This is a genomic window from Micromonospora sp. NBC_00330, from assembly GCF_036136635.1.
GTDB classification, from domain to species: Bacteria; Actinomycetota; Actinomycetes; order Mycobacteriales; family Micromonosporaceae; genus Micromonospora; species Micromonospora salmantinae.
Genome location: NZ_CP108012.1, coordinates 3,248,434 through 3,274,478, shown reverse-complemented (window position 1 = coordinate 3,274,478; position 26,045 = coordinate 3,248,434). Strand labels below are relative to the sequence as shown.

Annotated in this window: 21 protein-coding genes; 11 read left to right on the top strand and 10 right to left on the bottom strand. The window is 70.4% G+C overall.

Annotated features, from left to right (window positions below):
- The first annotated feature begins 229 nt into the window (after nucleotides 1-229).
- A complete protein-coding gene (locus OG598_RS14640; RefSeq protein ID WP_328654959.1) occupies nucleotides 230-1,003 on the top strand; it encodes an alpha/beta fold hydrolase in 774 nt (257 codons plus the stop codon).
- A gap of 94 nt (nucleotides 1,004-1,097) precedes the next feature.
- Here OG598_RS14640 and OG598_RS14635 read toward each other — a convergent pair whose 3' ends face one another.
- The 5 genes from OG598_RS14635 to OG598_RS14615 form a co-directional block, all read right to left on the bottom strand.
- The gene (locus OG598_RS14635) at nucleotides 1,098-2,090 is read right to left on the bottom strand and encodes a DUF1152 domain-containing protein (RefSeq protein ID WP_328655336.1); all 993 of its coding nucleotides are present in this window, start codon (nucleotides 2,088-2,090) and stop codon (nucleotides 1,098-1,100) included.
- Nucleotides 2,091-2,190: 100 nt separating this feature from the next.
- A complete protein-coding gene (locus OG598_RS14630; RefSeq protein ID WP_328654958.1) occupies nucleotides 2,191-4,380 on the bottom strand; it encodes a HelD family protein in 2,190 nt (729 codons plus the stop codon).
- Between the two features lie 320 nt (nucleotides 4,381-4,700).
- Entirely contained in the window at nucleotides 4,701-5,255 is a 555-nt protein-coding gene (locus OG598_RS14625) for a hypothetical protein (RefSeq protein WP_328654957.1), read from the bottom strand.
- A gap of 129 nt (nucleotides 5,256-5,384) precedes the next feature.
- A complete protein-coding gene (locus OG598_RS14620; protein WP_328654956.1) occupies nucleotides 5,385-7,232 on the bottom strand; it encodes a glycoside hydrolase family 15 protein in 1,848 nt (615 codons plus the stop codon).
- A 139-nt stretch (nucleotides 7,233-7,371) separates the two neighbouring features.
- Complete coding sequence (locus OG598_RS14615) at nucleotides 7,372-8,376, bottom strand: LacI family DNA-binding transcriptional regulator (RefSeq protein ID WP_328654955.1); 1,005 nt, start codon at nucleotides 8,374-8,376, stop codon at nucleotides 7,372-7,374.
- A gap of 139 nt (nucleotides 8,377-8,515) precedes the next feature.
- On the opposite strand from OG598_RS14615, the gene OG598_RS14610 reads away from it, so the two are divergent.
- From OG598_RS14610 to OG598_RS14595, 4 genes are read left to right on the top strand one after another with little or no spacing between them, the layout of a single operon-like run.
- Nucleotides 8,516-9,823 carry an ABC transporter substrate-binding protein gene (locus tag OG598_RS14610; protein ID WP_328654954.1) on the top strand — a complete coding sequence of 436 codons (1,308 nt, stop codon included), beginning with the start codon at nucleotides 8,516-8,518 and terminating at the stop codon, nucleotides 9,821-9,823.
- Nucleotides 9,820-10,818, top strand: coding sequence for a carbohydrate ABC transporter permease (locus OG598_RS14605; protein ID WP_328654953.1), 999 nt, complete (start codon nucleotides 9,820-9,822; stop codon nucleotides 10,816-10,818). The genes OG598_RS14610 and OG598_RS14605 overlap by 4 nt, the downstream gene beginning before the upstream one ends.
- Nucleotides 10,815-11,681, top strand: a complete 867-nt coding sequence (locus OG598_RS14600) for a carbohydrate ABC transporter permease (RefSeq protein ID WP_328654952.1) — start codon at nucleotides 10,815-10,817, stop codon at nucleotides 11,679-11,681. Before OG598_RS14605 ends, OG598_RS14600 begins: the two co-directional genes overlap by 4 nt.
- A 38-nt stretch (nucleotides 11,682-11,719) precedes the next feature.
- Nucleotides 11,720-14,044: a glycoside hydrolase family 3 N-terminal domain-containing protein gene (locus OG598_RS14595; RefSeq protein WP_328654951.1), complete on the top strand. Its 2,325-nt coding sequence runs from the start codon at nucleotides 11,720-11,722 to the stop codon at nucleotides 14,042-14,044.
- 138 nt (nucleotides 14,045-14,182) lie between these two features.
- On the opposite strand, the gene OG598_RS14590 is transcribed toward OG598_RS14595, so the two are convergent.
- The 3 genes from OG598_RS14590 to OG598_RS14580 are packed head-to-tail and all read right to left on the bottom strand — an operon-like array spanning nucleotide 14,183 to nucleotide 19,932.
- On the bottom strand, nucleotides 14,183-15,043 hold the full coding sequence (locus tag OG598_RS14590; protein WP_328654950.1) for an oxygenase MpaB family protein: 861 nt from the start codon (nucleotides 15,041-15,043) through the stop codon (nucleotides 14,183-14,185).
- The gene (locus OG598_RS14585) at nucleotides 15,040-15,720 is read right to left on the bottom strand and encodes a haloacid dehalogenase-like hydrolase (protein WP_328654949.1); all 681 of its coding nucleotides are present in this window, start codon (nucleotides 15,718-15,720) and stop codon (nucleotides 15,040-15,042) included. Before OG598_RS14585 ends, OG598_RS14590 begins: the two co-directional genes overlap by 4 nt.
- A 57-nt stretch (nucleotides 15,721-15,777) precedes the next feature.
- The gene (locus tag OG598_RS14580) at nucleotides 15,778-19,932 is read right to left on the bottom strand and encodes a tetratricopeptide repeat protein (protein WP_328654948.1); all 4,155 of its coding nucleotides are present in this window, start codon (nucleotides 19,930-19,932) and stop codon (nucleotides 15,778-15,780) included.
- Between OG598_RS14580 and OG598_RS14575 the strand changes: the two genes are divergently transcribed.
- Both OG598_RS14575 and OG598_RS14570 read left to right on the top strand, forming a co-directional pair.
- Nucleotides 19,931-20,092 carry a hypothetical protein gene (locus OG598_RS14575; protein ID WP_328654947.1) on the top strand — a complete coding sequence of 54 codons (162 nt, stop codon included), beginning with the start codon at nucleotides 19,931-19,933 and terminating at the stop codon, nucleotides 20,090-20,092. The two genes, OG598_RS14580 and OG598_RS14575, sit on opposite strands and share 2 nt — an antisense overlap.
- A complete protein-coding gene (locus OG598_RS14570) occupies nucleotides 20,089-20,727 on the top strand; it encodes a hypothetical protein (RefSeq protein ID WP_328654946.1) in 639 nt (212 codons plus the stop codon). Before OG598_RS14575 ends, OG598_RS14570 begins: the two co-directional genes overlap by 4 nt.
- Nucleotides 20,728-20,778: 51 nt before the next feature.
- Here the strand turns inward: OG598_RS14570 and OG598_RS14565 are convergent, their stop codons facing one another.
- Nucleotides 20,779-21,825, bottom strand: a complete 1,047-nt coding sequence (locus OG598_RS14565) for an SMP-30/gluconolactonase/LRE family protein (protein ID WP_328654945.1) — start codon at nucleotides 21,823-21,825, stop codon at nucleotides 20,779-20,781.
- A 286-nt stretch (nucleotides 21,826-22,111) separates the two neighbouring features.
- Here OG598_RS14565 and OG598_RS14560 point away from each other — a divergent pair, with 286 nt between their 5' ends.
- The 4 genes from OG598_RS14560 (at nucleotide 22,112) to OG598_RS14545 (ending at nucleotide 25,569) form a co-directional block, all read left to right on the top strand.
- Entirely contained in the window at nucleotides 22,112-23,290 is a 1,179-nt protein-coding gene (locus OG598_RS14560) for a MalY/PatB family protein (protein WP_328654944.1), read from the top strand.
- Nucleotides 23,291-23,379: 89 nt separating this feature from the next.
- A complete protein-coding gene (locus OG598_RS14555) occupies nucleotides 23,380-23,895 on the top strand; it encodes a SigE family RNA polymerase sigma factor (RefSeq protein WP_328654943.1) in 516 nt (171 codons plus the stop codon).
- On the top strand, nucleotides 23,892-25,061 hold the full coding sequence (locus tag OG598_RS14550) for a hypothetical protein (RefSeq protein WP_328654942.1): 1,170 nt from the start codon (nucleotides 23,892-23,894) through the stop codon (nucleotides 25,059-25,061). Before OG598_RS14555 ends, OG598_RS14550 begins: the two co-directional genes overlap by 4 nt.
- Nucleotides 25,062-25,185: 124 nt before the next feature.
- Nucleotides 25,186-25,569, top strand: coding sequence for a hypothetical protein (locus OG598_RS14545; protein WP_328655335.1), 384 nt, complete (start codon nucleotides 25,186-25,188; stop codon nucleotides 25,567-25,569).
- A 15-nt stretch (nucleotides 25,570-25,584) separates the two neighbouring features.
- Here OG598_RS14545 and OG598_RS14540 read toward each other — a convergent pair whose 3' ends face one another.
- Nucleotides 25,585-25,980: a hypothetical protein gene (locus tag OG598_RS14540; RefSeq protein ID WP_328654941.1), complete on the bottom strand. Its 396-nt coding sequence runs from the start codon at nucleotides 25,978-25,980 to the stop codon at nucleotides 25,585-25,587.
- Nucleotides 25,981-26,045 lie beyond the last annotated feature (65 nt).

Sequence of the window (26,045 nt, the reverse complement as noted above, 5' to 3'; positions counted from 1 at the left end):
ATCTTAGCGACAGAACGTTCGGTCTTATATGTGTCGGAGGTTTGGCGAGGCGCTTCATTCTTCGATCTCGCTGACAGTGGCCTCATCAATGCTGAATTCTGGATGCTGCAACCCCATCTGAGTCGGGATCGCGGGCTGGTTCACGGGGAAATGCTCCGCCGACCGTCCTCATTCGTCCGGCCTGCAACCGCGGGCAGCGGGTGGCGAGGCCTCTCGAAAGGAACTCCAGATGAGCACTGCTTCTGACATGTCTGCCCAGGAGATGCCGACAGTTGTGCTGATCCACGGGGCATTCGCCGGCTCGTCGAGTTGGAATGGGGTGATTGCCGACCTCAAACGTCGGGGGTACCCGGTCATTGCCGTCGCCAACCCGCTGCGCGGTGTGCAGAAGGACGCCGCTTACGTTCGGGCTCTTCTGGACAGCTTGCCCGGACCGGTCGTGATGGCCGCCCATTCCTACGGCGGGCTGGTCATGACCGAGGCCGCGGCCGGTGCCGCCAACGTCAAGGCCCTGGTGTACGTCGCCAGCGTGAGCCCGGACGTAGGCGAAAGTGTGATCGGGTTGCTCACCAAGTACCCCGGAAGTCAGCTCGCCACCAGCATCAACATGGTGCCGATCCCCTCCGACGACGGCGGCACGACAATGGATCAGTACATCTTCCAGGACAAGTACCCCGAGGTGTTCGCCGCCGACGTCGACCCCAGCACCGCCGAAGTCATGGCGGCAACGCAGCGGCCTGCCTCCGCGAGCGCCCAGGAGGAAGGCGTGACCAAGGCCGCCTGGAAGACGATTCCCTCCTGGACCCTGATCACCACCCAGGACCAGGGCATTCCGCCAGACTTGCAGCGCTTCCTGGCCGACAGGGCGGGTTCCACGGCAGTGGAGATCGCCGCTTCCCACGCCGTGGCAGTCTCGCAACCCGGCCCGGTCGCAGACCTCATCGACACCGCCGCCCGCGCCACCGCCCGCTCGATGCAGATGTCCAAGAGTCGTCAAGGTTGACGAGGGCTCGCCGAAGCTGTGATGGGCCTTCGGTGAGTCAGTCAGCAGGATTGACGGTGGCAGGCATGCCGGGCCGGCTGGGCGCGGTGTCGGATCAGTGCGGGAAGGCGCGGGGGATGCGCGCGCCGAGAAGCTCGTCGCGGAACGTCTGGATGCGTGTGATGACCTGCCGTCTGCCGATGGTGTTCTCGATGCGGTCGAGGTAGAGGCATCGGGCCGCGAGTTTGTCGAGATCGACGGTGAAGTAGATCGCCATCAGCGGGTTGACGAACAGGTCGCCACCGCCGGTGCGTCGGGTGAATCGGACATCGCCGAACTCGCCGCTGGTGGCGGCGGCGATCTGTCCCTGAACGATGCTCGGCCGCTGCGGGGTGGCCGCCTGGGCGTCAGCGACGGCAGCGCGGTAGAGCTCCGCCTCCCGGCTGGAACCGGGGATGGACAGAGCGCCGAGGTAACCACCGTCGCGGTCGAGCGCGGCCAGGTTCTCCAGCACCTCGACATGGTTGACGCCGTCGTAGGCGTCGATGCCGAAGCCCAGACTGGTCACCAGCTTTACCGGTACGTCCAGCGCGGCCACGGCGGCCAGGCTGGTCACGTCCTCCACCGGAGTGCCGAGGTTGCTTTCGTCGCCGCGCAGCAGCACATCGGTGCCGCCGTCGACCAGCACCACCGCGTCGATGTCGAGGTGTTCCACCAGGTGCCGGTACGCCGATCGCAGCGGCTGGACACCGAGCGGCGGAAACGCGTACACCGTCGACGGCAGTTGCTGAGCCGCCAGCCAACGGGCGAGCGTTCGCTCCGGGAAGTACCAGTCGGAGCTGGCGGTGTCCGGCTGAACCGCCGCGACGTGCTCCACCACCCACGCGTCCCGGTTGATCAACTCGAGTTCCGAGAAGGAGAGGCTGGCCAGGTGCACCTGCGCGCCGGCGCCCCACAAGGCGAACGCCAAGGGCAGGCCCGCGTACACGTCGAAACCCCCGCCCGCTCCGGCGATGAGGATGCTCCGCGCCGGCGCCAACGCGGCGAACAGTGGCGGAACTGCCAACGAGAACGCACCGGATTCGGCCGGCGGCGCCGCAGGGGTCATCACCGCTCAATGATCACCGACGGTCGGTGGACACCGGCGACCGGCGGTGACGTCGCGGTGCGGGGTTCCTGGCCGGCCAGCGCACCAGACGGAGGATTCGTCACGGGTGCGGCGACTGCTGCGTGGGTGTGAGCTGTCCGAGTTCCTGGGTGCATCGGGTGAGCGCGACGTAGAGGCCGTTCCAACCGCGCGGTTCGGCGGCGATGCCCTGAGGGTCGATGAGGAGCGTCGCATCCCATTCCAGTCCCTTGGACTGGGTCGCGGTGAGCACTGGCACATCACTCAGCACGGCGTGGAGTGTGGCGATGCGCTCCGCGGGGGCGATGACGCCGACGGTGCCGCCGTGCCACCGTTGCTGCAACTGTCGCACTGCTTCCACGGCGGCGCCGGCAAGCTCAGCCGGTGTGACAGTGCGCTCCCAGGGGGCGATGCCGGAGGAGCGCACCGCTCGTGGCGGGGTGTTGTGGCTGCCAGCCTTCTTCAAGACCGGTTCGGTGAGGTCCATGACCTCGCGCGGGGTCCGGTAGCAGATGGTGAGTTCCGCGGCGGTCCAGCGGTTTCCGAATGCAGCCCGCACCGCTTGTGCCCAACTGGTGTGCCGATGCGCTGCCTCGGCCTGGTCGATGTCGCCGACTGCGGTGATGGACCGACTGGGACAGCGCCGGAGAACCATCTGCCACTGCATCTCGGACAACTCCTGCGCCTCGTCGATGACGACGTGGCCATACACCCAGCCGCGCTGGCGGCGCGCGCGGTCGGCGAGGAACTCGCCCTGTGGTTGCGGGGTGCCGACCTCGCCGAGCAGGTCGGCGAGGGCGTCGAGCAGAGGGATGTCGCTCGATGCCCAGAAGGTGGGCTCGGCCGTGACGGCGGTGATCTCCTCAGGGGACAGCTGTGGGGCGAACCGGGTCAGCAGGGTGTGGTCGGTCAGGAGGTCACCCAGCAGGGTTTCGGCGTCGAGGGTGGGCCACCACGCCTCGACGAACCGGGCGATGGTGGCGTTCTCGGCGATACGACAACGAAGCTGCTCGACTTCCTCCTCCGAGAGCAACCCGTCGATGTCGCTGCCGGTGGACGTCCGGGGGGAGGAGTGGTCCTGCCCCATGCCCTTGTCGACGCGGGCGAGGATGTCCTCGAAGCCCTCCTCCATCTCCGCCATCAGCGCCTCGCGCTGCTCGGCGACGACATCGGCGAGGAGGTGGTGCAACTGCTCGGCGAACGCCGCGCGGGCGCGGTGGTACGGGCGTCCCTGCACCGCCGAGGCGAGGGCCTGCGCCACAGTCGCGGCCGGAATCACGTAGAAGTCGCCCTCCCAGCGCAGCTTCAGCTCGCGCGGTCGGGGGAGCAGCGACGCGACATAGCCTTCGAGCGTGGGCTGCCAGAGAGCGCGGCCCTTGATTTCGGCGAGAAGCCGGCTCTCGTCGCGGCCCACCTGAACGTCGGCCAGCAGGGTGTCGCAGGTCGCCGAAACGACGGCGGTCTCACCGAGCGCGGGCAGCACCTGGGCGATGTACTGAAGGAACCGCGGCGAGGGGCCCAGGACCAGGACCGCCTGGTCGGCCATCTTTCGGTGGGTGAACAGCAGGTACGCGACGCGGTGCAGGGCAACAACGGTCTTGCCCGTGCCGGGACCGCCCTGGACGATCAGCGGGCCGGTCGCGTCCGCCCGGATGATGTCGTCCTGTTCTCGTTGCAGGGTGGAGATCGCCGTCGACATGCGACCGGTGCGGCGCTGGTCGAGAGCGGCCAGCAGAGCGCCTTCGCCGACGAGTTCCGCCGTTGCGCTCCCGTCCAGTGGCTCGTCGTCCACGCCGACCACGGCCGATCCCGTCGTACGGATGTGCCGGCGCCGCGCCTGACCCTGAGGGTCGACAGCCGTCGCGGTGTAGAACGGCCGAGCTGCGGGAGCGCGCCAGTCCACCAGCAGTGGCTCACTGCCCTCGCCGTCGTTACGGAGACCGACACGGCCCACGTGGCGCACCGTGCCGTCGAGGCCGTCGAGGCGGCCGAAGACCAGCCCTTCCTCTGCTCGCCGTAGCTCGTCGTACTGCAGCCGGAGCATGCGCTGCCGGGCCCGCTCCAACGCGTCCAGGGGCTCCGACGAAAGCTCGACCTGTAGGTGATCGGCCAGCCTGTCGCGCCGGGCCGTGGCCAAGTCCAGAAACGCCTGTTCCTCGGCGACAGCGGATCGGCGCGCGGCACCCTCTGCGGTAGAGGCCGGCAGTTGGCCGACAGGTGCTCCTTCGCCGACGCCAGCGGTGCCGTTGCTCAGGGCAGACTTCTGGTGCATTCGCGAATCCTTGGATCGGGGTAACCCTCGGCCCGGATGAGCCGCAGCGCATTCGGCGGCAAGCCTAGAGTCCGTTTCCCTCACCGGCCAGGGAATCCGCCGGCAGAGATCGGAATCTCAATGCCTTGCAGTTCCTCGGCTGCTTGTGGCCTCACCAATCCCATTTTCTTATTGACAGTCCAGTCTTCATCTGTTCTGCGGATGTGTGTTGAACGGCGAGGTGCCCTTCGGCCTCAGGCCGGTGTGTTATCGGTCGGGCCCCGGGCGGAGTCGACGGTCGGAGCAGAGGCAGTGAGGCGTGGAGGGCCGCACCGGCCAGGTCAGCTCAACGTGAAGGACACGTCGTCGACGTCGAAGGCGGTGGCGCCGTTGCCGGCCGTCTCGCTGGCGAGGAAGCTGGCCGTCGCGGTGCGTGCGGTAGTGGCGGTTCCGCTCGACATGACGTACTGCCGCCACTGCGCCCCGCCGTCGAAGGCCAGCGAGAACCTCGTCTTCGGGGGTACCCCGGTGACCGCCAGCCCGACGTTCAGGTAGTCGCCGCGGCTGGTCTCCGTGGTGGTGGTCCGCACCCAGAAACGGACCGTCAGGTCGCAGTTGGCCGGCACTGTGACGGTGGTGCGCAGCAGATCGCCACGCGTCACGTCCAGCCCGGCGAAAGTGGCGTACGCGCGGCCGGTGTGTGCGGGCCGGGTCGCGTCGCCGAGCACGACGATGCGGGGGCCGGCCGTCCAGCCGGTGGTGCCGCCCTCGAACCCCGGGTTCGGGTGGATCTGCCCGGTGCAGGGCGGGTCGGCCGCCGGCTGGCCGTGGGATGCGCCGCCAGTTGCCAGGAGCAGCACTGCCGCAACCGAGACGGTGGTGACGAATGCCTTCATCGGTTCTCCCCGCGTCAATACATTCGAGATGGTCGATGCATATCGACCATGCGCGATGGACGTGGGCGCGTCAAGCCCTTCCCGCCGTCGGCTCCGCGCCGGCGGCGGCTGACCGGAGCCATGTGGGCGTTACCGGCGGCGGCGGGCGTCGGCCTCGGTGTCGAGAAGGTCGTTGAGCGTCAGCGCTGAGTTGATCAGTGAGAGATGGCTGAACGCCTGGGGATAGTTGCCGATCTGCTCCCCGGTCGCGGCGATCTCCTCGGCGTAGAGGCCGAGGTGGTTGCTGAAGGTGAACATCTTCTCGAACGTGAGTCGGGCGTCGTCGAGGCGGCCGGAACGGGCCAGCGCCTCGACGTACCAGAAGGTGCACATGTTGAAGGTGCCCTCGTGGCCCGGAAGGCCGTCGGGGGAGTGGACCGGGTCGTACCGGTGGACCAGGCTGTCGGAGACCAGCTCGCGTTCGATCGCCTGCAAGGTGGACTGCCACAGCGGGTCGCTCGGCGTGACGAAACCGACCGCCGGCATGGCGAGCAGCGCCGCGTCCAGCACGTTCTCGTCGTACGCCTGCACGAAGGTGCCGCGGGCCCGGTCGTATCCGCGCTCCATGACCTGGTTGTAGATGCGGTTGCGCTGCTCGGTCCAACAGGTCATGTCCCCGGGGCGACCGGTGCGGGTGGCCAGCCGGATGGCCCGGTCCAGCGCGACCCAGGACATCACCCGACCGAAGGTGTAGTTGCGGGGGTGGTGGCGGCTCTCCCAGATACCGGCGTCGGGTTGGTCCCAGTTGTGGCAGAGCCAGTCGACCAGCCGGACGGTGCTCTTCCACACCTGGTGCGAGACGCGGATGCCCTGCTCGTCGGCGAGGTGCATGGCGTAGAGGGCCTCGCCGTGGATGTCGAGCTGGAGCTGGTCGGCGGCGCCGTTGCCGATCCGTACCGGCCGGGAGCCCCGGTAGCCCTCCAGATGGTCCAGCACCTCCTCGTGCAGGTCGGAGGAGCCGTCCACCCGGTACATGATCTTCAACGGGTCCTGGTGGTCGCCGGCCTCGCGGATCCGCTCGTCCAGCCAGTTCATGTACCGGCTGACCTCCTCGGTGAAGCCGAGGCCGAGCAGCGCGTGCACCGAGAACGACGTGTCGCGTACCCAGGTGTAGCGGTAGTCCCAGTTGCGGGTTCCGCCTACCAGTTCGGGCAGCGCGGCGGTCGGCGCGGCGATCATCGCGCCGGTCGGCGCGTACGTCATGAGTTTGAGCGTGATGGCCGAGCGCTCGACCATCTCCCGCCAGCGGCCGGTGTAGCGGGAACGTTCGAGCCAGCGCCGCCAGTAGTCCCGGGTCCACTCGAACATGCCCTGGATCTCTTCCGGCGCGAAGATGCGCGGTTCGGTGCCGCCCGTCTCCAGGACCACCCCGCCGGTGTCGCCCTCGTTCAGCGTGCCGTAGGCGACCAGGTCGCCGCCCTCGAGGTGGACGTCACCCTGTTCGGAGATCAACCGCCGCACCGGGTCGACCGGGTTGAACGTCAGCGTCGCCGACCGACTGCGGAAGACGTAACCGTTGTGGTGGCGTTCAAGCTGATGCTCTTCGCGGGCGTAGTCGAACCGCGGACGGCACTCCACCCGGAAGCGCATGCTGCCGCGGACCATGGTGACGGTGCGGACCAGCCGGTGCGCGTCGGTGGCCCGCTCGCCGGTGACCGGCATGAAGTCCATCACCTCGGCCACCCCGTCGGCGCTGATGAACCGGGTGATCAGGATGGGTGTGCCGGGGAGGTAGAGCTGCTTGGTCACGTACCGCACGTCGTGCGGCGCGATCTGGAAGTAGCCGCCCTTCTCCTTGTCGAGCAGGGCGGCGAAGATGCTCGGCGAGTCGAACCGCGGCGCGCAGAACCAGTCGACAGTCCCGTCGCACGTCACCAGCGCGGCAGTCTGCAGGTCGCCGATGAGCCCGTGATCCTCGATCGCCGGATAGTCGTCCACGTCTCTCCCCGGTTCGGCGGCGTCCTGCGCACCGAACCTAGGGGAGGAATTGTCGACTTAGGTGAGATTCACGTTCCGCCACCCTGTCGCGTGGGCCCGGATGCCACGGCGACGGCCGGGGTCCTGCGCTGCCTGGCCCTCAGCGCAGCGGGCGGCAGGAGGAACGGATGACCAGCTCGGTGGGGAGCCGAATGTGGGTGTCGCGTTCGACGCCGGCGATCAGGTCGACGAGCAGGCGCAACGCCTCGGCGCCCATCCGTTGCAGCGGCTGCATGATGGTCGTCAGCGGCGGGTTGACCAGCGCCGACTCCGGTACGTTGTCGAAGCCGATCACCGACAGGTCGTCGGGCACCGACAGGCCCATGTCCCGGGCCACCGTCATCGTGGAGATCGCGGAGAGGTCGTTACCCGCGAAGATCGCGCTCGGCCGGTCGGTGAGGGCGAGCAGCTCCGCGGCCGTGCCGGCGGCGCTCTCGATCCGGAACCCGCCGACGCGGACGAGCCGCTCGTCGACCGGCACGCCGGCCTCGGCCATCGCACTGCGGAAGCCGGCCTCGCGCAGCTGCGCGGACATCAGGTCGGCGCGTCCACTGATGTGCCCGATCCGCGTGTGGCCGAGGGACAGCAGGTAGTTGGTCGCCAGCACCGCGCCGGCGAAGTTGTCCGAATCGACTGTGGGCAGGTGCGACGGCCCGGTGTGTGGGTCGACGGCCACGACGTGGAAGCTGTGTTCGGTCTCGACCACTGTCGGCGTGACGATCACGGCGCCGTCGATGAGTGTGCCGGAGAGCCGGGCGAGCGAGCGTCGCTCCCATCCCACGGCGGCGCCCTCGCCGTCCCCGCTGGAGTAGGCCAGAAGCTGGTATCCGCTCCCGGCGACCTCCTGCGACGCGCCCTTGAGCAGCTCGGTCGAGAACGGCTCGAACTCGGCGACCAGGATGCCGAGCACGTTGGTGCGGTGGCTGCGCAGGCTCTGCGCCCCCAGACTCGCCTCGTAGCCGAGCTCGTGGATAACCTGCTGGACGCGCTCCACGGTTGCCCGGGCCACGCCGTAGCGGCCGTTGACAACCTTCGACACGGTCGCGACCGAGACGCCGGCGGTACGTGCCACATCCGACATCTTGACGCGCTGCTGAAACACCACGTCGATGATGATAGGGCCCCGGCGCCGTCGCGTCGTCAGCGACTCGAAAACGTTATCGATACCGATTGACATCAAGTTACATGACTGTAAAACTTCGCCGCAGGCCGAGTACCGCGACTGACTAGTCGAGGAGACATCGATGGCAACGAAGCGGCGTGCGAGTGCCGTCCTGGCACTATTAATGACAAGTGTTGTCGTCCTCGCCGGGTGTTCCGGCGGCGGCGAAGAGGCGGCCCCTCAGACCGAGCTGTACAAGGACCCGGTGACCCTGAGCTGGTGGCACAACGCCTCACAGGACGGGCCCGGCAAGACCTACTGGGAGAAGGTCGCCAAGGACTTCTCCGCGCTCCACCCCACCGTCAAGATCGAGATCGAGGCGATCGAGACGAACCAGCTCCAGCGCACCCGGCTCCCTGCCGCGCTGCTGAGCAGCGACCCGCCGGACGTCTTCCAGGCCTGGGGCGGCGGCGAGATGACCGAGCAGGTGGAGGCCGACTACCTCAAGGACATCACCGACCAGACCAAGACCGAGGTCGGCGACATCGGCAGCGCCGCGGAGATCTGGCAGGTCAAGGGCAAGCAGTACGGCCTGCCGTTCCGGATGGGCATCGAGGGCGTCTGGTACAACAAGGAGATGTTCGCCAGGGCGGGCATCGCGGCGCCGCCGACCACCTTCGAGGAGCTCAACGCCGCGGTCACCAAGCTCAAGGCGATCAACGTCGTTCCGATCGCCGTGGGTGCCGGTGACAAGTGGCCGGCCGCGCACTGGTGGTACAACATGGCGCTGCGCGCCTGCTCGGTCGACGCCCTCAAGAAGGCCGCTGCCGAGAAGACCTTCGACGATCCGTGCTTCGTGAAGGCCGGCCAGGACCTGAAGACGTTCATCGACACCAAGCCGTTCCAGCCCAACTTCATCGCCACGCCGGGCCAGAACGACCCGACCAGCGCCAACGGCATGCTCGCCAACGGCAAGGCCGCGATGGAACTCATGGGTGACTGGAACCGCGGCACGCTGGACACCGTCACCACGGACAAGGCCAAGCTCGCGTCGTTCCTCGGCTGGTTCCCGGTGCCGGCGATCTCCGGTTCCCCGGGCGACCCGAAGGCGGCTCTCGGCGGTGGCGACGGGTTCTCCTGCGCCAAGAACGCCCCGGCCGAATGCGTCGAGTTCCTCAAGTACCTCGTGAGCCCCGAGGTGCAGAAGGGCTACGCCGAGACCGGCACAGGCCTGCCTGTCGCCAAGGGTGCGGCGGACGCCGTGAAGGACCCCGCGCTGAAGTCCATCCTGGAGGCCACCTCCGGGGCGACCTACGTCCAACTTTGGCTGGACACGGCTTACGGCAGCACGGTCGGCAACGCGATGAACGACGCGATCGTCGCCATCTTCGCCGGCAACGGGACGCCTGAGAAGGTCGTCTCGGCAATGAAGGCGGCCGCAAGCAAGTGACCTCCGCCAACCAGCTCCGTATGCCCGCCGGCGGCGCTCCCGCGTCGCCGGCGGGCCCCCACAAGGCCGGGCGCGAGTCCGCCCGCCGAGCCGACAACCGCCGCAAGTGGTACGAGATCATCGGGCTCACCACGCCGGCCGTCCTGATCTACGTGATGTTCGTGCTGGTGCCGATGGGCTTCGCGGTCTACTACAGCCTGTTCCGGTGGCGCGGGGTCGGGCCTCCCACCGAGTTCGTCGGTCTGCGGAACTACACCCTCGCCTTCCAGGACCCGATCTTCCTCGACGCGTTGCGCAACAACGCGATCATCGTGTTCGGGTCGCTGCTGATCCAGGGCCCGGTCGCCCTGGGCGTCGCCCTGCTGCTCAACCGCCGCTTCCGTGGGCGGGCGGTGTTCCGCCTGCTGGTGTTCGTGCCGTACGTGCTGGCCGAGGTCACCGTCGGCATCATGTGGAAGCTGCTGCTGACCAGCGAAGGCACCGTGGACGCGCTGCTGCGGTCGCTGGGAATGGGCGGCCTGGTGCAAGCCTGGCTGGCGGACCTAGATGTGGTCATCTGGACCCTGCTGGCTGTTCTCACCTGGAAATACGTCGGCTTCGCCATCATCCTGCTGCTCGCCGGGCTGTCGAATGTGCCCGACGAGCTGACCGAGGCGGCGGCCATCGACGGCGCGAGCTGGTGGCAGATCCAACGGCACGTCACGATCCCGCTGCTCGGCCCGACGATCCGGATCTGGATGTTCCTGTCCATGATCGGCTCGCTCCAGATCTTCGACATGATCTGGGTGACCTCGGTGCCCGCGGTGCGGTCCCTCGGCGCATCGGCCACCATGGCGACATACATGGTGGACAACGGGTTCTTCGCCCGGCTGTGGGGCTACGGCAACGCTGTGGCGGTAATCCTGTTCGTCATCTCCTTCGTGGCGGCGCTGCTGTTCCAGCGGTTCCTGCTCCGCCGCGACATCGAGGGCGCCATCACCGGAAGGGCGAAGTGACGATGGCCGTAAACTCGGTTCTCCCCTTGTCCCCTGGACGCCGTCAGGTCTCCTGGGGCACGCCGCTCACCTACGCGCTCGCCCTCGCGATCGCGGCGGTGTCGATCGCCCCGGTCATCTACGTGGTCATCGGCGGTTTCCGTACCACCCCGCAGATCGTCGCGGACCCGGCCGGCCTGCCCGACCCGTTCGTCTGGGACAACTACGCCAGGGTGCTGACCCAGAGCAACTTCTGGCAACAGGCGTTCAACAGCGCGGTCATCGCCCTGGGAACCACGCTGGCCGTGGTCGTGCTCGGACTGGCCGCCGCGTTCGTGCTCGCCCGCTACAGTTTCCGCGGGCGGGAAGGGCTCTACACCTTCTTCACCCTCGGCCTGCTGTTTCCGGCCGGGGCGGCGATCCTGCCGCTCTACCTCATGCTGCGGGACCTGAACCTGATCAACTCCTACTACGCGGTGATCCTGCCGCAGGTCGCCTTCTCACTGCCACTGACGATCGTGATCCTGCGTCCCTTCCTCTCGGCCATCCCGAGAGAGTTGGAGGACGCCGCCGCCATCGACGGTGCGAGTCGGCTCGGCTTCCTCTGGCGCGTCGCGATGCCGCTGTCGCGGCCCGCGCTCGTCACCGTTGGCGTCCTGGCGTTCGTGGCGAGCTGGAACTCGTTCCTGCTGCCGCTGCTCGTCCTCAGCGACGTCAACCTGCACACCCTGCCGTTGGGCGTGCAGAACTTCTCCAGCCAGTACACCACCGACACGGCAGGCGTACTCGCCTTCACCTCGCTGGCGATGCTGCCGGCACTGCTCTTCTTCACGCTCGCCGAGAAGCAGATCGTCGGTGGCCTGCAGGGCGCGGTCAAGGGCTGAGCGGCAGCGGCACGAGCACAACCACGGGAAGGCACAGCATGACTCAGGTCCACACGGTAGTGGGCGGGCCGACGCCGGCTCAGTCAGGTCCGGAGCACGGCCGACCGGACGGGCACGACGGCGAGGCTCGCCTGCGCGACCTCCTCGGCCGAATGACGATCGAGGAGAAGATCGCCCAGCTCGTCGGCTTCTGGGAGAAGGAGGACGGCGAGGCGGTGGCACCGATGCAGGGAGAGTTCGGCGGGAACGCCAAGCTCGAAGAGTTCTCCCGGCACGGGCTCGGTCACCTCACCCGCACCTACGGCACCCGCCCGGTGGACGCGGCCGAACACGCGGCCTGGTTGTGGAAGTTCCAGCGAGACCTGGTCACCGGCACCCGGCTCGGCATCCCGGCGATCGTCCACGAGGAGTGCCTCACCGGGCTGTCCGCGTGGAAGGCGGCGACGTTCCCCACCCCGCTGGCCTGGGGTGCCGCGTTCCACCCCGAACTGGTCACCGAGATGGCCGCGGCGATCGGCGTCTCGATGCGGGCCCTGGGCGTGCACCAGGGGCTCTCTCCGGTGCTCGACGTGATCCGTGACCCCCGCTGGGGTCGGGTCGACGAGTGCATCGCCGAAGACCCGTACCTGGTCGGCACCATCGGCACGTCGTACGTGCGCGGCCTCCAGTCGCAGGGGGTGCACGCCACCCTCAAGCACTTCGCCGGCTACTCCGCCTCGCGCGCCGGGCGCAACTTCGGCCCGGTGCACATCGGCCGCCGGGAACTGGCCGACGTACTGCTCCCCCCGTTCGAGATGGCGATCCTCGACGGCGACGCCCGCAGCGTCATGCACTCGTACACCGAGATCGACGGGGTGCCGGTCGCCGCCGACCCGACGATGCTGACCGGCATCCTGCGGGACGAGTGGGGCTTCGACGGCACTGTGGTGGCCGACTACTACGGGGTGGCGTTCCTGAACCTGCTGCACCACGTGGCGAGCGATCACGCGGACGCGGCCGGGCAGGCGTTGACCGCCGGTCTCGACGTCGAACTGCCGACCGGCGACGCCTATCTGACCCTGGGGGAGTCGGTGCGGGCGGGCAAGCTCGACGAGGCGCTCGTCGACCGCGCGGTGCTGCGGGTGCTGCGCCAGAAGCAGGACCTGGGTCTGCTCGACGCGACCTTCAGCGACGAGCCGCCCCAGGCGATCGACCTCGACTCGCCCGAGCACCGCTCGATCGCCCGCCGGCTCGCCGAGGAATCGATAGTGCTGGTCGCCAACCGGGACGTGCTGCCGCTGCCCGCCGGGCGACGGGTGGCCCTCATCGGCCCCAACGCCGACCGGCAGAGCGCAGTCTTCGGGTGCTACTCGTTCCTCAACCACGTCCTCGTCCAGCACCCCGGCGTGGAGACCGGCATCGAGGTGCCGACCGTGCTCGACGCCGCGCGGGCCGAGTTCGGCGGCGATCTCGTCACCTGGGCACGCGGCTGCGACGTGGACACCGACGACCGGTCCGGCTTCGACGGGGCCGTCGCCACGGCCTCCGACGCGGACGTGGCCGTCCTGGTCGTCGGCGACCACGCCGGCCTCTTCGGACGCGGCACAGTCGGCGAAGGCTGCGACCGGGACGACCTGGAACTGCCCGGCGTCCAGCGCGAACTGGTCGAGGCGGTGCTGTCAACCGGCACACCGGTCGTCCTCGTGCTGCTCACCGGCCGGCCGTACACGGTCGGCTGGGCGCTCTCACGCTGCGCGGCGGTGGTGCAGGCGTTCTTCCCGGGTGAGGAGGGCGCCGGGGCGATCGCGGGCGTGCTCTCCGGACGGGTCAACCCGTCGGGTCGGCTGCCGATCACCCTGCCCGGGTCGGCCGGCGCGCAGCCGTACTCCTACCTGCACCCGACCCTCGGCGCGGGGAACGCGGGGACCAACCTGCTGGCGACGCCCGTGGCGCCGTTCGGCCACGGCCTGTCCTACACGACGTTCGCGTACGGCGATCTCACCGTGCCCAGCACGGTGCCCACCAGCGGGGCGGTAGGGGTGACAGTGCGGGTGACGAACACCGGCGCGGTCGCCGGCGACGAGGTCGTCCAGCTCTACGGTCGCGACGTGGTCGCCTCGGTGACCCGGCCGGTGGCGCAGCTTCTCGGCTACCGGCGGGTCCATCTGGAACCGGGCCAGTCCGTCACTGTCGAGCTGACGGTGCCCACCACCCGCCTGGCTTTCTCCGACCGCACGTTCACCCGTGTGGTGGAGCCCGGCGAGGTCGAGCTGTGGGTCGGCACCAGCGCGCGGCGGGACGCCCAGGCGGTGACCACGCTGGTCGGTGACACTGTCCCGGTCACCACCGCCTCCCCACGCTGGACCACCACCGACGTCCGCTGAGAGCCGGTCCGTCGACTGTCCCCACCGGACAGTCGGCGGACCGGTCCCACTCGCGCGCCGGTTCTCCGCGGTGACCTCGCACGGGCAGTACAGGGCCTGGGGCGCGTCCGAGCCGGCGACTCCAGCACTGCCGACGTGCTACTCCCGCACGCCGTCCTGGTGGGATCCGAGCTGGCTGATCTCGTACCCGTCGGGGTAGCTCTTGGCCTTGATCCCGTCGGCGAACAACGCGGTCGTCCGTGGTGCCCCGAACCGCCGCTGCAACCGCGAGCGCGCCCGCAAGGCCAGGTGCAACCCCGTCCGGACCGGCCAGGCCGGCGTGTCGACCCGCGTTGCGCGCCGCAGCGGCGCGTCGTACAGGGCGCTGACCAGAGCGTTTCCCAGGGGAGCGAGCATCCGGGGGATCCGGGTGAGCATCAGCATGCGGGTGGCGCGTTCGATGGCCGCCGCGTCGTCGTTGGGCTGAAGGTGAGCTGCGTCGTGCGCGTCGAACCAGGTCTCGAACTCGTCGTACGACCCCGGGATGTCGGTGATGCCCATCCGTCGGCCGAGTTCCCGATAGAACAGGTACGTGGCGCGACGTTCGTGACAGCAGGGTGGGCGCCAGCCGTACTCCTGCAACCACCGGGTGGGGATCACGACCAGACAGCCGAGGACGTAGCGGAAGTCGTCGTTGCTGATGTCGTACCGGCGGTGGACCTGGTTGACGCGCCGCAACGCCTCGCGGCCCCGAGGCTGGTCGAAGCCGTTGAGCACCATCTCGTACATCAGCAGGCCGGTGTCGTCGATCCGCTTCTGGGTGCGTTCGGTCAGCTCGCCCGTCGCGGTGTGCACGGCGGCGATGGCGGGGATGGAGAACGACCGGTTGAAGGCGAGGTTGAGCCCGAGCTTCATGTCCCACGGAAACTCGTAGCGCAGCATGGTCTGGTAGATGGCCAGGTAGTCGCGCTCCGGGTCGAGAGCACGGGTGCGGGTCAGGTTGTCGTAGCGACCTCTCATCGGCGGACCCCCGGGCCCTCGCCACCCAGCCAGGTGACGGTGGTCAGCCGGGCACCGAGTAACCGGCGCGCCCGGGCGACCTGACGCGCGTTCGCGTTGACCAGCACGGGCTGCTCGGCGGCGCCGAGGATGGGCAGATCCGACAGCGAGTCGCTGTAGGCCACCCGCCACGGTGGCGTCACCCCCTGGCCGGCGAGCTGCGCCATCTTCGTCGCCCCGTGGTTGTGCACGATCAGGCTCGGCCCGCGAATGCGCGAGGCCACGAGCTCGACCCCGGCGAGGCCGATCGCGTCGAGCACCGCGCGCGCCAGGGTGTGCTCGCACGCTGTCACCACGATGACCCGGTCGCCGGCGGCGAGGTGGGTACGGATCATCCGCATACCGGGCGCGATGATCCGCCCCGGCTCCTGACCGAGGTCCGCGCCGAAGCGTTCCAGCTCCGCCCGCAACTCGTCCGCGTTCCGGCCCAGCAAGCCGATCCGGCTCACCCACCGGGCCGCCCACGGACGGAGGGCGGGAACGGTGGCGATGGGCGCGAGGAGGACGAGCGCGGCGACGGCGAGCGGCAGCCGAGCACCCGCGAAGGCAGTGCGTCGCAGGAACAGCCCGAATGCGTCCCCGCGCAGCAGTACACCGTCGAAATCGAAGATCACGATGTCTGCGGTCGACGCCCTCATCTGTCTATCGACCCCGGTGCCGCGGGCGGTTCGCCATCAACCGAGTGTACGGGTGGGTCAGGTCGGCTCGGCCGTGGTCGGTAGCACCGCGATCAGGTCGAGCACCTCAACGGCGTGGGCCGCGCCGACGGTGTCGGTGAGGATGGCCGTGAACGCCTCGTCGCCGAGCCCGGCCCGCAGTTCGCGCAGCGCGTTGAGGTCGAGCGCCGCGTTCGTCGACCCGATCTGCCGGTCGATGCTCAGTGCCTCGACGATCAGCGGGATGCCCTCCGCCGGGTGGCCCTGCTCGACGCGTAGCTGCCCGATCGCCACCTGGTCCAGTGCCACCTCCTCCCAGTTGCCCTGCTCGCGGTCGATCCGCAGGCAGGTCCGGTAGCACCGCTCGGCCAGGGCCTGGTCGCCGCGCAGGCCGGCCACCCGGCCGAGCTGGAAGGTGCTGTTGGAGACGCCCGACAGGTTCCCGAGCCGCTTCTTGATCGCAATGGAGCGGCGGTAGGACGCGTCCGCGCCGGCGAGATCCTCCTGCTCCTCACAGACCCGGCCGAGCTGGTGCAGGACGATGGCCTGGTTGGGCTCGTGGCGCAGCACGCGGTAGACCTGCAACGCCTGCTCGTAGCGGGACCGAGCCTCCGCCAGCCGGCGGGTCTCCAGGGCCACCCGGCCGAGGTCCTCGTGGCACTTGGCGACCCCCGCCTGGTAGCCGGCGGCGGCGCAGATCGGTAACGCCCGCAGCAGGCACATCCGGGCGGTGCCGAACTCACCCGCCTGGGCGGCGGCGATGGCGAGCAGGACGTACGCGCTGCCGAGCGGCGTCGGGTGGGAGACGTCGAACCGGAACCGCAGGTACGCCGCGACCCACTCGGCCCGCTGCGCCGCCTGCCGGGGGTCGAGGTGCCGGGCCAGCAGGGCGGAGAAGGCTTGCGCGCCCAGTTCCAGGCGCTGCACGGCCAGCCATTCCACTGCGGCCTGGAGCGGCGGCTGGTCGTCCCCGCCGATCGCGTTCAGGGTGTGCGGCACCGCCTCGGCAGCCCGGCCGAGGACGGTTCGGACGCCGCCGAGCAGTTCGTCGCAGCGGCGCAGCAGCGGGTCCTCGCCGAGGGCCGCGACGATCGTCCGGGCGCGGGCGAAGCAGCTCTCGGCGAATTCGAGGCCGTCGAGGTCGCGGGCGAGGTGACCGAGCAGCAGCGAGCACTCCGCGATGTGACCGTTGCTGCCGACCTCCTCGAAGATCTTCAGGGCGGCGCGGACCCGCTCCTCGGCGGTCTCGTACGCGAACTGGGCGAGGGCGATCCGCCCGAGCATCACCAGCCCGCTGCCCTGCTGGACCCGGACGCCCAACCGTCCGTAGGTGGTGATCGCCACCTGGATGCACTGCTCCGCCTTCACGAAGTCCCGGGCCTCGAAGGCGAGGACGCCGATCTGGTGGTGGCTCGCCGCGATCCCCTCCAGGTCGTCGAGGTCCCGGGCGATCGCCAGCTCCTCCAGGTAACGCGACATGGCCAGCTCGCCGTCGCCGTTGCCGCGGGCGATGCCGCCGAGCTGGTGCAGGGTCCGGGAGACCGCCGAGCGGTCGTCGAGCCGGCTCAGGATCGCCAAGGCCTCCTGGAACAGCCGGTCCGCGGTCGCCCGGTCACCCCGGTTGTCGGCGACCAGGCCCAACTGGTGCAGGAGTTTGCCGACCCCGCTGTCGTCGCCGAGATCCCGGTAGACGGCAAGCGCCGCCTCGTAGCGCTGCGTCGCCTGCGGGTACTCGCCCCGACTGAGGTGCACGTCGCCGAGTCCCTTGAGGAAGCTCGCGCCGCGCGCCGAGCCCGGGGGCGCCATCGGCAGTAGCTCTCGCCAGATCTTCTCCTCCCAGGCCCAGTGCCCGGCCGCGTGCAACTCCTGGCAGGCCAGTTCGGAGTAGGTGACGACGTCGTCGGTGTCACCCGCGGCGAGGTGGTGGTACCGCGCCTCGACGGCCCGGCGGATGAAGTCGTGCTGCTCGGTGCTGGACCGGGCCCGCCAGCCCCAGTAACGGCCCGCCCGGCGGTGCGCGTCGATCACCGCGTCGCGGCCGGCGATCCGCAGCAGGCTCGCCGCCGTCCACCGGTGCACCAGGTGGCCCCCGGTCACCGGGGCGAGCAGCCCCAGCAGTGACAGCGTCTCGACCGACTCGTCCAGCCCTGCGGGTTCCGGTGGTGGGTCGCCGCCGTTCGCGTCGGCGAGCTGCCAGGCGAGGCCGGTCCGGTCGACCGGAGTGCGGTACACCGCCGCGCCGAGCAGCAACCGACGGGCCGCCGGGACGGCATCCAGGCGGGCGAGCAGCCGGGGCAGCAGCACATCCTCGGCGGCCAGCGCACCGGCTTCGGCCAGCGGCGCGCCGACCGCTGCCGGTCCGGCATCCCGGCCACCGCCGGCCGCGGCCAGTCGGCTGGCCATCTCGTCGGATCGAGCGTTGCCGCCGCGCAGCAGGCCGTCGAGGTATTCCAGCGCGCGTGGGTGCCCACCCAGCCGGTGCCACATCCGTTGCTGTTCCGCCGGCGCCAGTTGGCCCACGCCCGGCAGCCGCCACAGCAGCTTGCGGGTCTCCTGCCAGGAGAGCGGACCGAGGTGACAGGTCTCGAGGCCGGCGACCGGGAACGGGTGCCGGCTGGTCACGACCAGCTCGTGGCGGGACGCCCAGGCGGCGAGGAACGCGGCCAGGTCCGTATCGGCCAACCGGTGCTCGGCGTCCAGGGCGTCCTCGGCGTTGTCGAGGACGAGCAGCAGCGGCGGGTCGCCGATGCCGATCGTGTCCAACCGCCGCCGCCAGTCCTGGCCCGGCTCGGCGAGGGCGACGAGCCATCGCCGCAGCGGGTCGTCCGGTGCCGCTCCCGCGCATCGGCTCTCCACCTGGCGGCGCAGCTCGTCGAGGATCCCGTCGACTGTGGCGTCGCCGTGGGTCGCCACGACGATGCCATCCGCGTCGCGGAACCGCCGCGCGAGTTCCGCGGCGAGACTCGTCTTGCCGATCCCGCCGATGCCGTGGACGAGCACCCGAAGCTTTCCCCGGGACAGCCGACGCAGGATCTCCCGGCGGCCCACGAAGTCCGTTGGTGCGCGAACCACGCCTTCCCCGACGATCGACTGGCCGGGCGGCGCGGCGACGGCCGCGCCGTCCCGTCCGCCGGCCAGCCGCAGCCCGGGGTCGGCCAGGAACAACGTCGGCATCCACCACTCGGCGGCGGTCGGGGCCAGCTCGCGGCGTACGGCGGAGACCTCCGCCAACAGCTCCGGCTCGCTGCGGGCGGCCAACCGCTCGTAGAGCCGAGCGCAGAACTCGATGGTGTACCCGTCGCTGACCGTCCCGTTCATCGCCAACACCGCCGGCGCGCCGTGGGCCAGCAGCGCGCCGGCCAGCCCGGGCAGCTCCCGCTGATCCTGCCGCGCGGTGGAGCAGCCGGCCAGCACGATCAACGGCACGGCCCGGCCCGGCGGCAGCACCTCGGCCAGGAACCGCGCGGCGTCCACGCGGTCCTCCGCGCCGGTGGGGGTCTCCAGCAGCAGCGCGCCGGGGCGCGCGTGACTGGAGACGTGCAGGACGTGGAACGGCTCCTCGGCGAGGGCGCCCCGGATCGCGGCGGCGCTGCCCCACTCCAGGACGCGCACCCGCACCCCGTGCCGATGGCCGGGTTCCACAGCGCCGAGGATCCGCCCGAGTTCCCGCTCGTGGTCCAGCAGCGGCTGGGTCGAGTCGTCCGGGCTCGCGATCGCCGCGAGCATCCGCAGTGGGCCGTCCACCCGGACCGTGGGTGCCGGTGTGTCGGGGCCGGTCCGGCAGACGTCGACGTCGGGGTGCAGCGCCAGCGGCACTTCCTCACCGGGCAGCACCAGGGTCTCCCACGGCAGGTCGGCCAGGGCCGGGTCGACGACCTCGATGCCGAGCCGGTGCCGGCCGGGGCGGGCCAGTTCAGCGCGCAGGGCCGGGCCCGGGGCGTCGAGGAAGCGGCGGCCGAGCGCGACGCCGACCTCGTACGACAGCTCCACCGAGGGGCCGCCGCGCAGCCGCCAGAGCAGGTCGGCGGTGCGTTGATCGGCTGGGCCCACCGGATGTCGGTGCCGGTCGTCCCGGACGGCCAGGACCACCTCGCTCGCGCTGACTGTCAACCGGATCACGAAGGCCCCCTGCGGTCGCCCGGCGGACGACCCGACGCCGGGATGGATTGCCGGGCTGACCGATACTGTATCCATGGCTGACGATCCTGAGGAGCTCGCGCAGGTCAACGCCGTGCGGATCAACGACAGCGGCGAGCTGGAGTTCTTCGACGGTCAGCGCTGGGTGCCGTACACCGATCTGCCCGACGACGCCAACGGCCCGCTGGGTGTCGTCTTCCGCGACGACAGCCGATGACCGGGGAGTCGCCGACGGCCGGCGCGGGGTTGGACACGCTGCCGTCCCCGTTGGACTCGGTCGCTGACAGTCGGGCGGCGGCACGGTGGATCATCTCCTCGGCCGGCGCGGTGGGCGCGCTGCTGCTCGGCGGCGGCCCGCTGATCGCCGCCGGCAAGGTCACCGACTGGGCTCACGCGGTATGGGCGGGCGGCGGTCTGCTGGTGACGCTGCTCGGCGTGGCCTGGGCGATCTGGCGGACCAGCGAGGTGCTCGTCCCGCCGATGACCACGCCGGCGACGCTCACCGGGCCGGAGCTGCGCGGCCTGCGCGAGCGGCTGGAGGCCGAGCCCTGGTACCACTTCGGCGGGTACGCCGGTGACGTCGACGGTCTGCTGCGTCATCGCCGGATCGCTGCGGAGATCACCTGCCGCCTGTCGACGGCCCCGCCGCAGGAGCGGGCCGCCCTCCGGGCAGGTCTCGCCACCGCGCGCCGCAACATCGCCCGGACCGACCCGTACCTGCGCTGGCTGCTCGCCACCGCGCACGCCTGGCAGGTCCGGGAGGCGTTGCGCCGGGCCCGCCGGCAGACCTTCCTGGCCGCCGCGCTGGTGGTGGTCGGGGCGGTGGTGTTCATCGCCGCGACCGCCGGATAGCGCGCCGCCTCGTCGGGCTACGACGACAGCGGCGCGCCGTCCAGCCGTCGGTCAGTACGGATATCCGGGGACGTTGAGTCGCACGCTGTACAGCCCGGAGTCGCCCCACCGGCCCGACGTGACGAAGAGGGTCTGCCGGTCGGGGCCGCCGAACGCCACATTGGTGGTGCCGGAGCTGCCGGACCGGATCGTGCCCAGCTGGGTGCCGGCGGGGGAGTAGACGTGGACCAGGGAGTCCCCGCCCGAGGTCCAGTACACGTTGCCGGCGCAGTCGATCGTGCCGCCGTCCGGGCCGCCGATGTAGTTCACGAAGACGCTGCGGGCGCCGATGCTGCCGTCGGGCTGGACCGCGTACTTGTAGATCTTGTTCTCGGAGTAGGCGCCCACGTACAACGCGGTCCCGTCCGGTGAGAGCGAGATGCCGTTGGGTTGGCGCAACCGGTCGTCGACCAACGACACCTGCCCGTTGGAGACGCGGAAGACGCTGGTGCGTCCGCTCATCTGGTCCGGGCGGTTGCCGCGCTGGAAGTTGGGGTCGGTGAAGTAGACGACGCCGTCGGAACGGACCGCGACGTCGTTCGGCGAGTTGAACGCCCGGCCCTGGTAGTTCGGCGCGACGGTGCTGCGGGCCCGGTCGCTCAGCCGGTACGCGGACACGCTCCGCTGGTCGTGGGTGGCCGCGATGAGCTGCTGGCCGTCGGCGCTGAGTGCCAGGCCGTTGCTGCCGGCGTCGGCGATGAACGTGTCGAAGCTCGCCGGCGGGGTGAACCGGCGGATCGTCGACGGCTGGACGTTGTACGGCCCGGTGCCGGCGGTCATGTCGGACATCAGCAGGTAGCCGCCGTCGGCGACCCAGACCGGCCCTTCGAGGAACGTGAACCCGCCCTGGATTCGCGGGGCCGTCACGGTGCTGGCCGGCAGCGGTGGGCCGTAACTGGCCCCCGTCGGGCACGCCCCGGGCGGTGCGCCGGGCGGACCGGCGAGCGCGGCGTGAGCGCTGACATGCGCAGCGTCGGTGGCAGCACCGGCGGGCAGTGGGGTGGCGCTGACCGCAAGGCACAGGCCGGCCAGTGCGGCAATGGTGGGACGCCAGGTCATCGAAAACTCCAATCGGCGTCGAGGGTTGCGATGGCCGGCGTGCGAGGTCGGTGGCTGGCACGGCGTGAGGGCGGGCCGTCGATGTGGATATTCGGGAGCCTAGGTTATGAACCGGCAACCCGCAGCAATCTTTCGCCGTTGGTCCCGAGCGGGACGGGGATCACTAACACAAAGACGCTGGTCAATGTCGAAACTGTCTCCGGAAATTCTTCCGGTACAACCACAGTGGACCGACCGGTGGTGGTCCGGGGCGCCGTGCCGGGCGGCAAGGAATAGGGTGGGGGTCATGAGTGGCCTGATCAGTGGAGCCCGAACCGCTGTCAATCCCCTCCGCCAGCTCACGATCGACCAGCTCCGGCAGCGGACGAGCCTCAAGTGGCGCGAGTACCCCGACGACGTGCTGCCGCTCTGGGTGGCCGAGATGGACGTGCCCCTCGCCGAGCCGGTCGCCCGGGCGATCACCGACGCCGTCGCGCGCGGCGACACCGGCTACCCCGCCGGCACGGCGTACCCGCAGGCGGTGGCCGACTTCGCTGCGCGGCGGTGGGGTTGGGACGGGCTTGCCGTGGAGCGCACCGCGCTGGTGCCCGACGTCATGCACGGCGTCGTCGAGGCGCTGCGACTGGTCACCGAACCGGGGGACGCGGTGGTCGTCAACTGCCCGGTCTACCCGCCGTTCTACGAGTCCGTGGCGCACGCGGACCGCCGGATCGTGGAGGCGCCGCTCGGCAAGGATCTGCGGATCGACCTCGGCACGCTGGAGGATGCGTTCCGGAGGGCTCGCGCCGGTGGACGGCCGGCCGCGTACCTGCTCTGCAGCCCGCACAACCCGACCGGCGTCGTGCACAGCGCGGCCGAGTTGACCGCCGTCGCCGGACTGGCCCAGCGGCACGGGGTGCGGGTGGTCGCCGACGAGATCCACGCTCCGGTGGTGGCTGGGGGAGCGCGGTTCGTGCCGTACCTCTCGGTGCCCGGCGCGGAGAACGGCCTGTCGCTGATGTCCGCCTCCAAGGGGTGGAACCTGTCCGGCCTGCGCGGTGGGCTCCTGGTCGCCGGCCCGGCGGCGGCCGGTGACCTCGCCCGCGTCCCGTTCGGGGTCAGCGTCGGCACCAGCCACCTCGGCGTGATCGCCCACACCGCTGCCTTCCGCGACGGCGGCGAGTGGCTCGACGCCCTGTTGACCGGCCTGGACGACAATCGTCGGCTCCTGGCCGCGCTGCTCGCCGAGCACCTGCCGGCCGTCCGCTACCAGCCCGGTCAGGCCACCTATCTGGCCTGGCTGGACTGCCGCGCCCTGGGCCTCGGCGACGACCCGGCCGCCGTGTTCCTCGACCGTGGCCGGGTGGCACTGAACTCCGGACTGGCGTTCGGCACCGGCGGTGTGGGGCATGTCCGATTGAACCTGGCCACCGCGCCGGAGCTCATCATCGAGGCGGTAAACCGGATGACCAGCGCCGTCGGCTGAGACCGGCACGGGGCTTCCGAGCGTTCTTCGACGGGGACGCAACCTGACGATCGTCCGGTCCCGTCGAGCTTGCGGAGGAGGGAGCCTCGATGGTGGATGCCGAGGGCGAGTTCGTGGAGTACGTCTCCGCGCGACTGCCGAGCCTGCATCGGACCGCGTTCCTGATGTGCGGCGACGCCCATCTGGCCGACGACGTGGTGCAGCAGACGGTTACGGCGCTCTACGTGAACTGGCGCCGGGTCAGCCGGGCCGACAACGTCGACGCGTACGTACATCGGATGCTGGTGCACAAGCTCGTCGATCAGAAGCGGTTGAGCTGGGCGAAGGTTCGCCTGCTGGGGTCGATGCCGGAGCCGGAGCGCTCGCCGGTGACGCCGCATGACGACGTGGCCGAGCGGGACAGCCTGCTCGCCGCGCTCGCCCGCCTCCCGCGCGGCCAGCGCACCGTGCTGGTCCTGCGGTTCCTGTGCGACCTGTCGCTGACCGACACGGCCGCCGCGATGGGCTGCTCCGAAGGCAACGTGAAGTCGCAGACGGCTCGGGCGTTGGCGGCCGTCCGCCAGGTGCTCGACGTCACCGAGATGTCAGTGAGGAGTCCGAGATGACCACGGTGGACGAGCAGCGGATCGCCGAGCTGCTGCGGTCAGCGCCGGTACCGGAGCCGCGGGTCGACGTTAGCCGGGCGGTCCGCGACGGCCGGCGGCGCCGCCAGCGTCGCCGAGTTGGCGGGATCGCCGCGCTGACGGTGCTGGCCGGGGTCGGTGTCGTGGGCGCCGTCCAGGTCGGCGCGACCACCAGCCCGCCGGCTCCCACCACGTCGGCGCTCGCGGTGTCACCGGCGGAGACCGGGTCGGCGGCCTCCCGCCCGCCGGTCACCTGCCAGGCATCGTGGTTGCCACAGCCGGTCGGCGGTCCGGTCGCGGTGGCCAACAGGGTCGATCCCACCGGGCGGCACATCATCGGTGACATCGGCACCGGGCAGGAGGACGGACGGGTCGTGCTGTGGACCGACGGCCGGCCGGTCGTCCTGCCGGCGACCGCGCGGCACGCGGCAGCGGTCGACACCCGTGGCTATGTGGTCGGCACCAACGGCGACGGCACCGGCTGGCTGTACCGGGACGGGAAGCTGCGTTTCCTGGCCACCCCGTCCGGCTACGACGCGGTGCTCGTGCACGCCGTCAACGGCCGGGGCGACATCGTCGGCACCGCCCGCAGGTCCGACGACTCGCACCAGGCTGTGCTGTGGTCGACGGATCACCCCCAGAAGTACCGGCTGGTCGGCCAGCGGGGGTCGTCCGCGACCGGGATCACCGAGGACGGCACGATCGTCGGCACCGTGGGCGAACGGCCCTACCGGTGGACGCCGCAGGGCGTCGGGGCGGCGCTGGCAGTGCCCGACGGCTACCCGCGGGCGTCGGTCGAGTCGGCGCGGGGCGAATGGGCGATCGGCATGGTTCCCGGCGACCGACAGAGCGGGGCCGTGCAGATGCTGCCGGTGCGGTGGAATCTCGCCACCGGGGCGGTGAGCCTGTTGCCCTTCCCGGGGGCGAGCGGCATCGCCGGCAGTGGTGACGTGCTGGTCGCCGACGGTGCGCCGCTGGTAGTGGCCCCGGACGGCACCTCCCGCCGGTTGCCGGGCCGACCGGAGGTCCGGGCGACCGAGGCGGGCACGTACACGGCCGAGGGGATCAGCGACGACGGTCTGACGGTGGTCGGGGCCGTCTACGAGAACCAGGCGTATCGGCCGCTGGTGTGGCGGTGCAGACGCTGAGGGGTTGAGCGGCCCAGCCCGAGCTCCGTGGTGGGGGCGTGCCGTCCGGACCGTTTCAACCGACCGGGTCCGTGGGTACGCTCCCATCGGCTGATCACCCGATCGACGGAGACTTCCCGTGATTATGGCTCTGCTGCTCGACCTCGCCAACATCGTCGGTGGCTTCCTGCTCGCCGTGGCGGTGCTGCGGCTGCTGCCACGAGTCGGCGACGACCTGGGCCGCCTCGCCGGTCGGGCCGCCCCGATCGCGTGGGTGGTCGGCCTCGTGGCGTTGGTGACCGGCGGTTATTACCTCATCGTCCACCTGGTGTCCGGGCCCCGGGTGTTCCACTTCGAGGTGGTGGGGATCGGTGTGGGGCTCGCCCTGCTGTGGGGTCGGTTGACCGGGCGGTCGACGCCGCGCGACGAGCAGTCGGACGGCGCTACCGGAGTCCGGCTGTTGCTCGCGATCTTTGGGCTCATCGCGATCGTCGTCGGCGTTCAGGGGCTGTTCACCCCGGACGGCTGACAGCGAGTCACCGGGTCACGTGGTTGACGGTCGCGGCGCCCGGGTGCCCGCGGCGCTGGCGAGCAGGAGTATCACCGCTGGTAGGAACGCGACACCGATGCCCAGCCCGAGCAGCAGACCCCATCCGGTGAGGACGAGCGCGGCCACCACATCGGCGACCACTGTCAGCCGACCGACCCGTTGCGCGAGAACGGGCAGCAGCGCCGCGACGACGGGAACGCCGAGCAGATAGCCGGCCGCGGCGCCCGAGTCGTCCACGGTGAAGGGAGCCAGCACGGCGGCCACCAGCGCGGTGATCGCCAGGGCCGACCATCTGAGCACCGACCGAGTGTCGGCCAGCTTACGGACCAGGACCACGAGACCGACGAGCAGGACACCCACGATTGCGCCGACGGTCGCCAGACCAAGCATCTCGTTCTCCTCCACCGCCGCAGGTGGCGTTTGATCGAAGACGGCGGATCGTCGTCTCCGTGTCC

Coding starts and splice junctions, on each gene's coding strand:
- OG598_RS14640 (WP_328654959.1), top strand. CDS start 230: ATGAGCACTGCTTCTGACATGTCTGCCCAGGAGATGCCGACAGTTGTG.
- OG598_RS14635 (WP_328655336.1), bottom strand. CDS start 2,090: ATGACCCCTGCGGCGCCGCCGGCCGAATCCGGTGCGTTCTCGTTGGCA.
- OG598_RS14630 (WP_328654958.1), bottom strand. CDS start 4,380: ATGCACCAGAAGTCTGCCCTGAGCAACGGCACCGCTGGCGTCGGCGAA.
- OG598_RS14625 (WP_328654957.1), bottom strand. CDS start 5,255: ATGAAGGCATTCGTCACCACCGTCTCGGTTGCGGCAGTGCTGCTCCTG.
- OG598_RS14610 (WP_328654954.1), top strand. CDS start 8,516: ATGGCAACGAAGCGGCGTGCGAGTGCCGTCCTGGCACTATTAATGACA.
- OG598_RS14595 (WP_328654951.1), top strand. CDS start 11,720: ATGACTCAGGTCCACACGGTAGTGGGCGGGCCGACGCCGGCTCAGTCA.
- OG598_RS14590 (WP_328654950.1), bottom strand. CDS start 15,043: ATGAGAGGTCGCTACGACAACCTGACCCGCACCCGTGCTCTCGACCCG.
- OG598_RS14585 (WP_328654949.1), bottom strand. CDS start 15,720: ATGAGGGCGTCGACCGCAGACATCGTGATCTTCGATTTCGACGGTGTA.
- OG598_RS14575 (WP_328654947.1), top strand. CDS start 19,931: ATGGCTGACGATCCTGAGGAGCTCGCGCAGGTCAACGCCGTGCGGATC.
- OG598_RS14580 (WP_328654948.1), bottom strand. CDS start 19,932: ATGGATACAGTATCGGTCAGCCCGGCAATCCATCCCGGCGTCGGGTCG.
- OG598_RS14570 (WP_328654946.1), top strand. CDS start 20,089: ATGACCGGGGAGTCGCCGACGGCCGGCGCGGGGTTGGACACGCTGCCG.
- OG598_RS14565 (WP_328654945.1), bottom strand. CDS start 21,825: ATGACCTGGCGTCCCACCATTGCCGCACTGGCCGGCCTGTGCCTTGCG.
- OG598_RS14560 (WP_328654944.1), top strand. CDS start 22,112: ATGAGTGGCCTGATCAGTGGAGCCCGAACCGCTGTCAATCCCCTCCGC.
- OG598_RS14555 (WP_328654943.1), top strand. CDS start 23,380: ATGGTGGATGCCGAGGGCGAGTTCGTGGAGTACGTCTCCGCGCGACTG.
- OG598_RS14550 (WP_328654942.1), top strand. CDS start 23,892: ATGACCACGGTGGACGAGCAGCGGATCGCCGAGCTGCTGCGGTCAGCG.
- OG598_RS14545 (WP_328655335.1), top strand. CDS start 25,186: ATGGCTCTGCTGCTCGACCTCGCCAACATCGTCGGTGGCTTCCTGCTC.
- OG598_RS14540 (WP_328654941.1), bottom strand. CDS start 25,980: ATGCTTGGTCTGGCGACCGTCGGCGCAATCGTGGGTGTCCTGCTCGTC.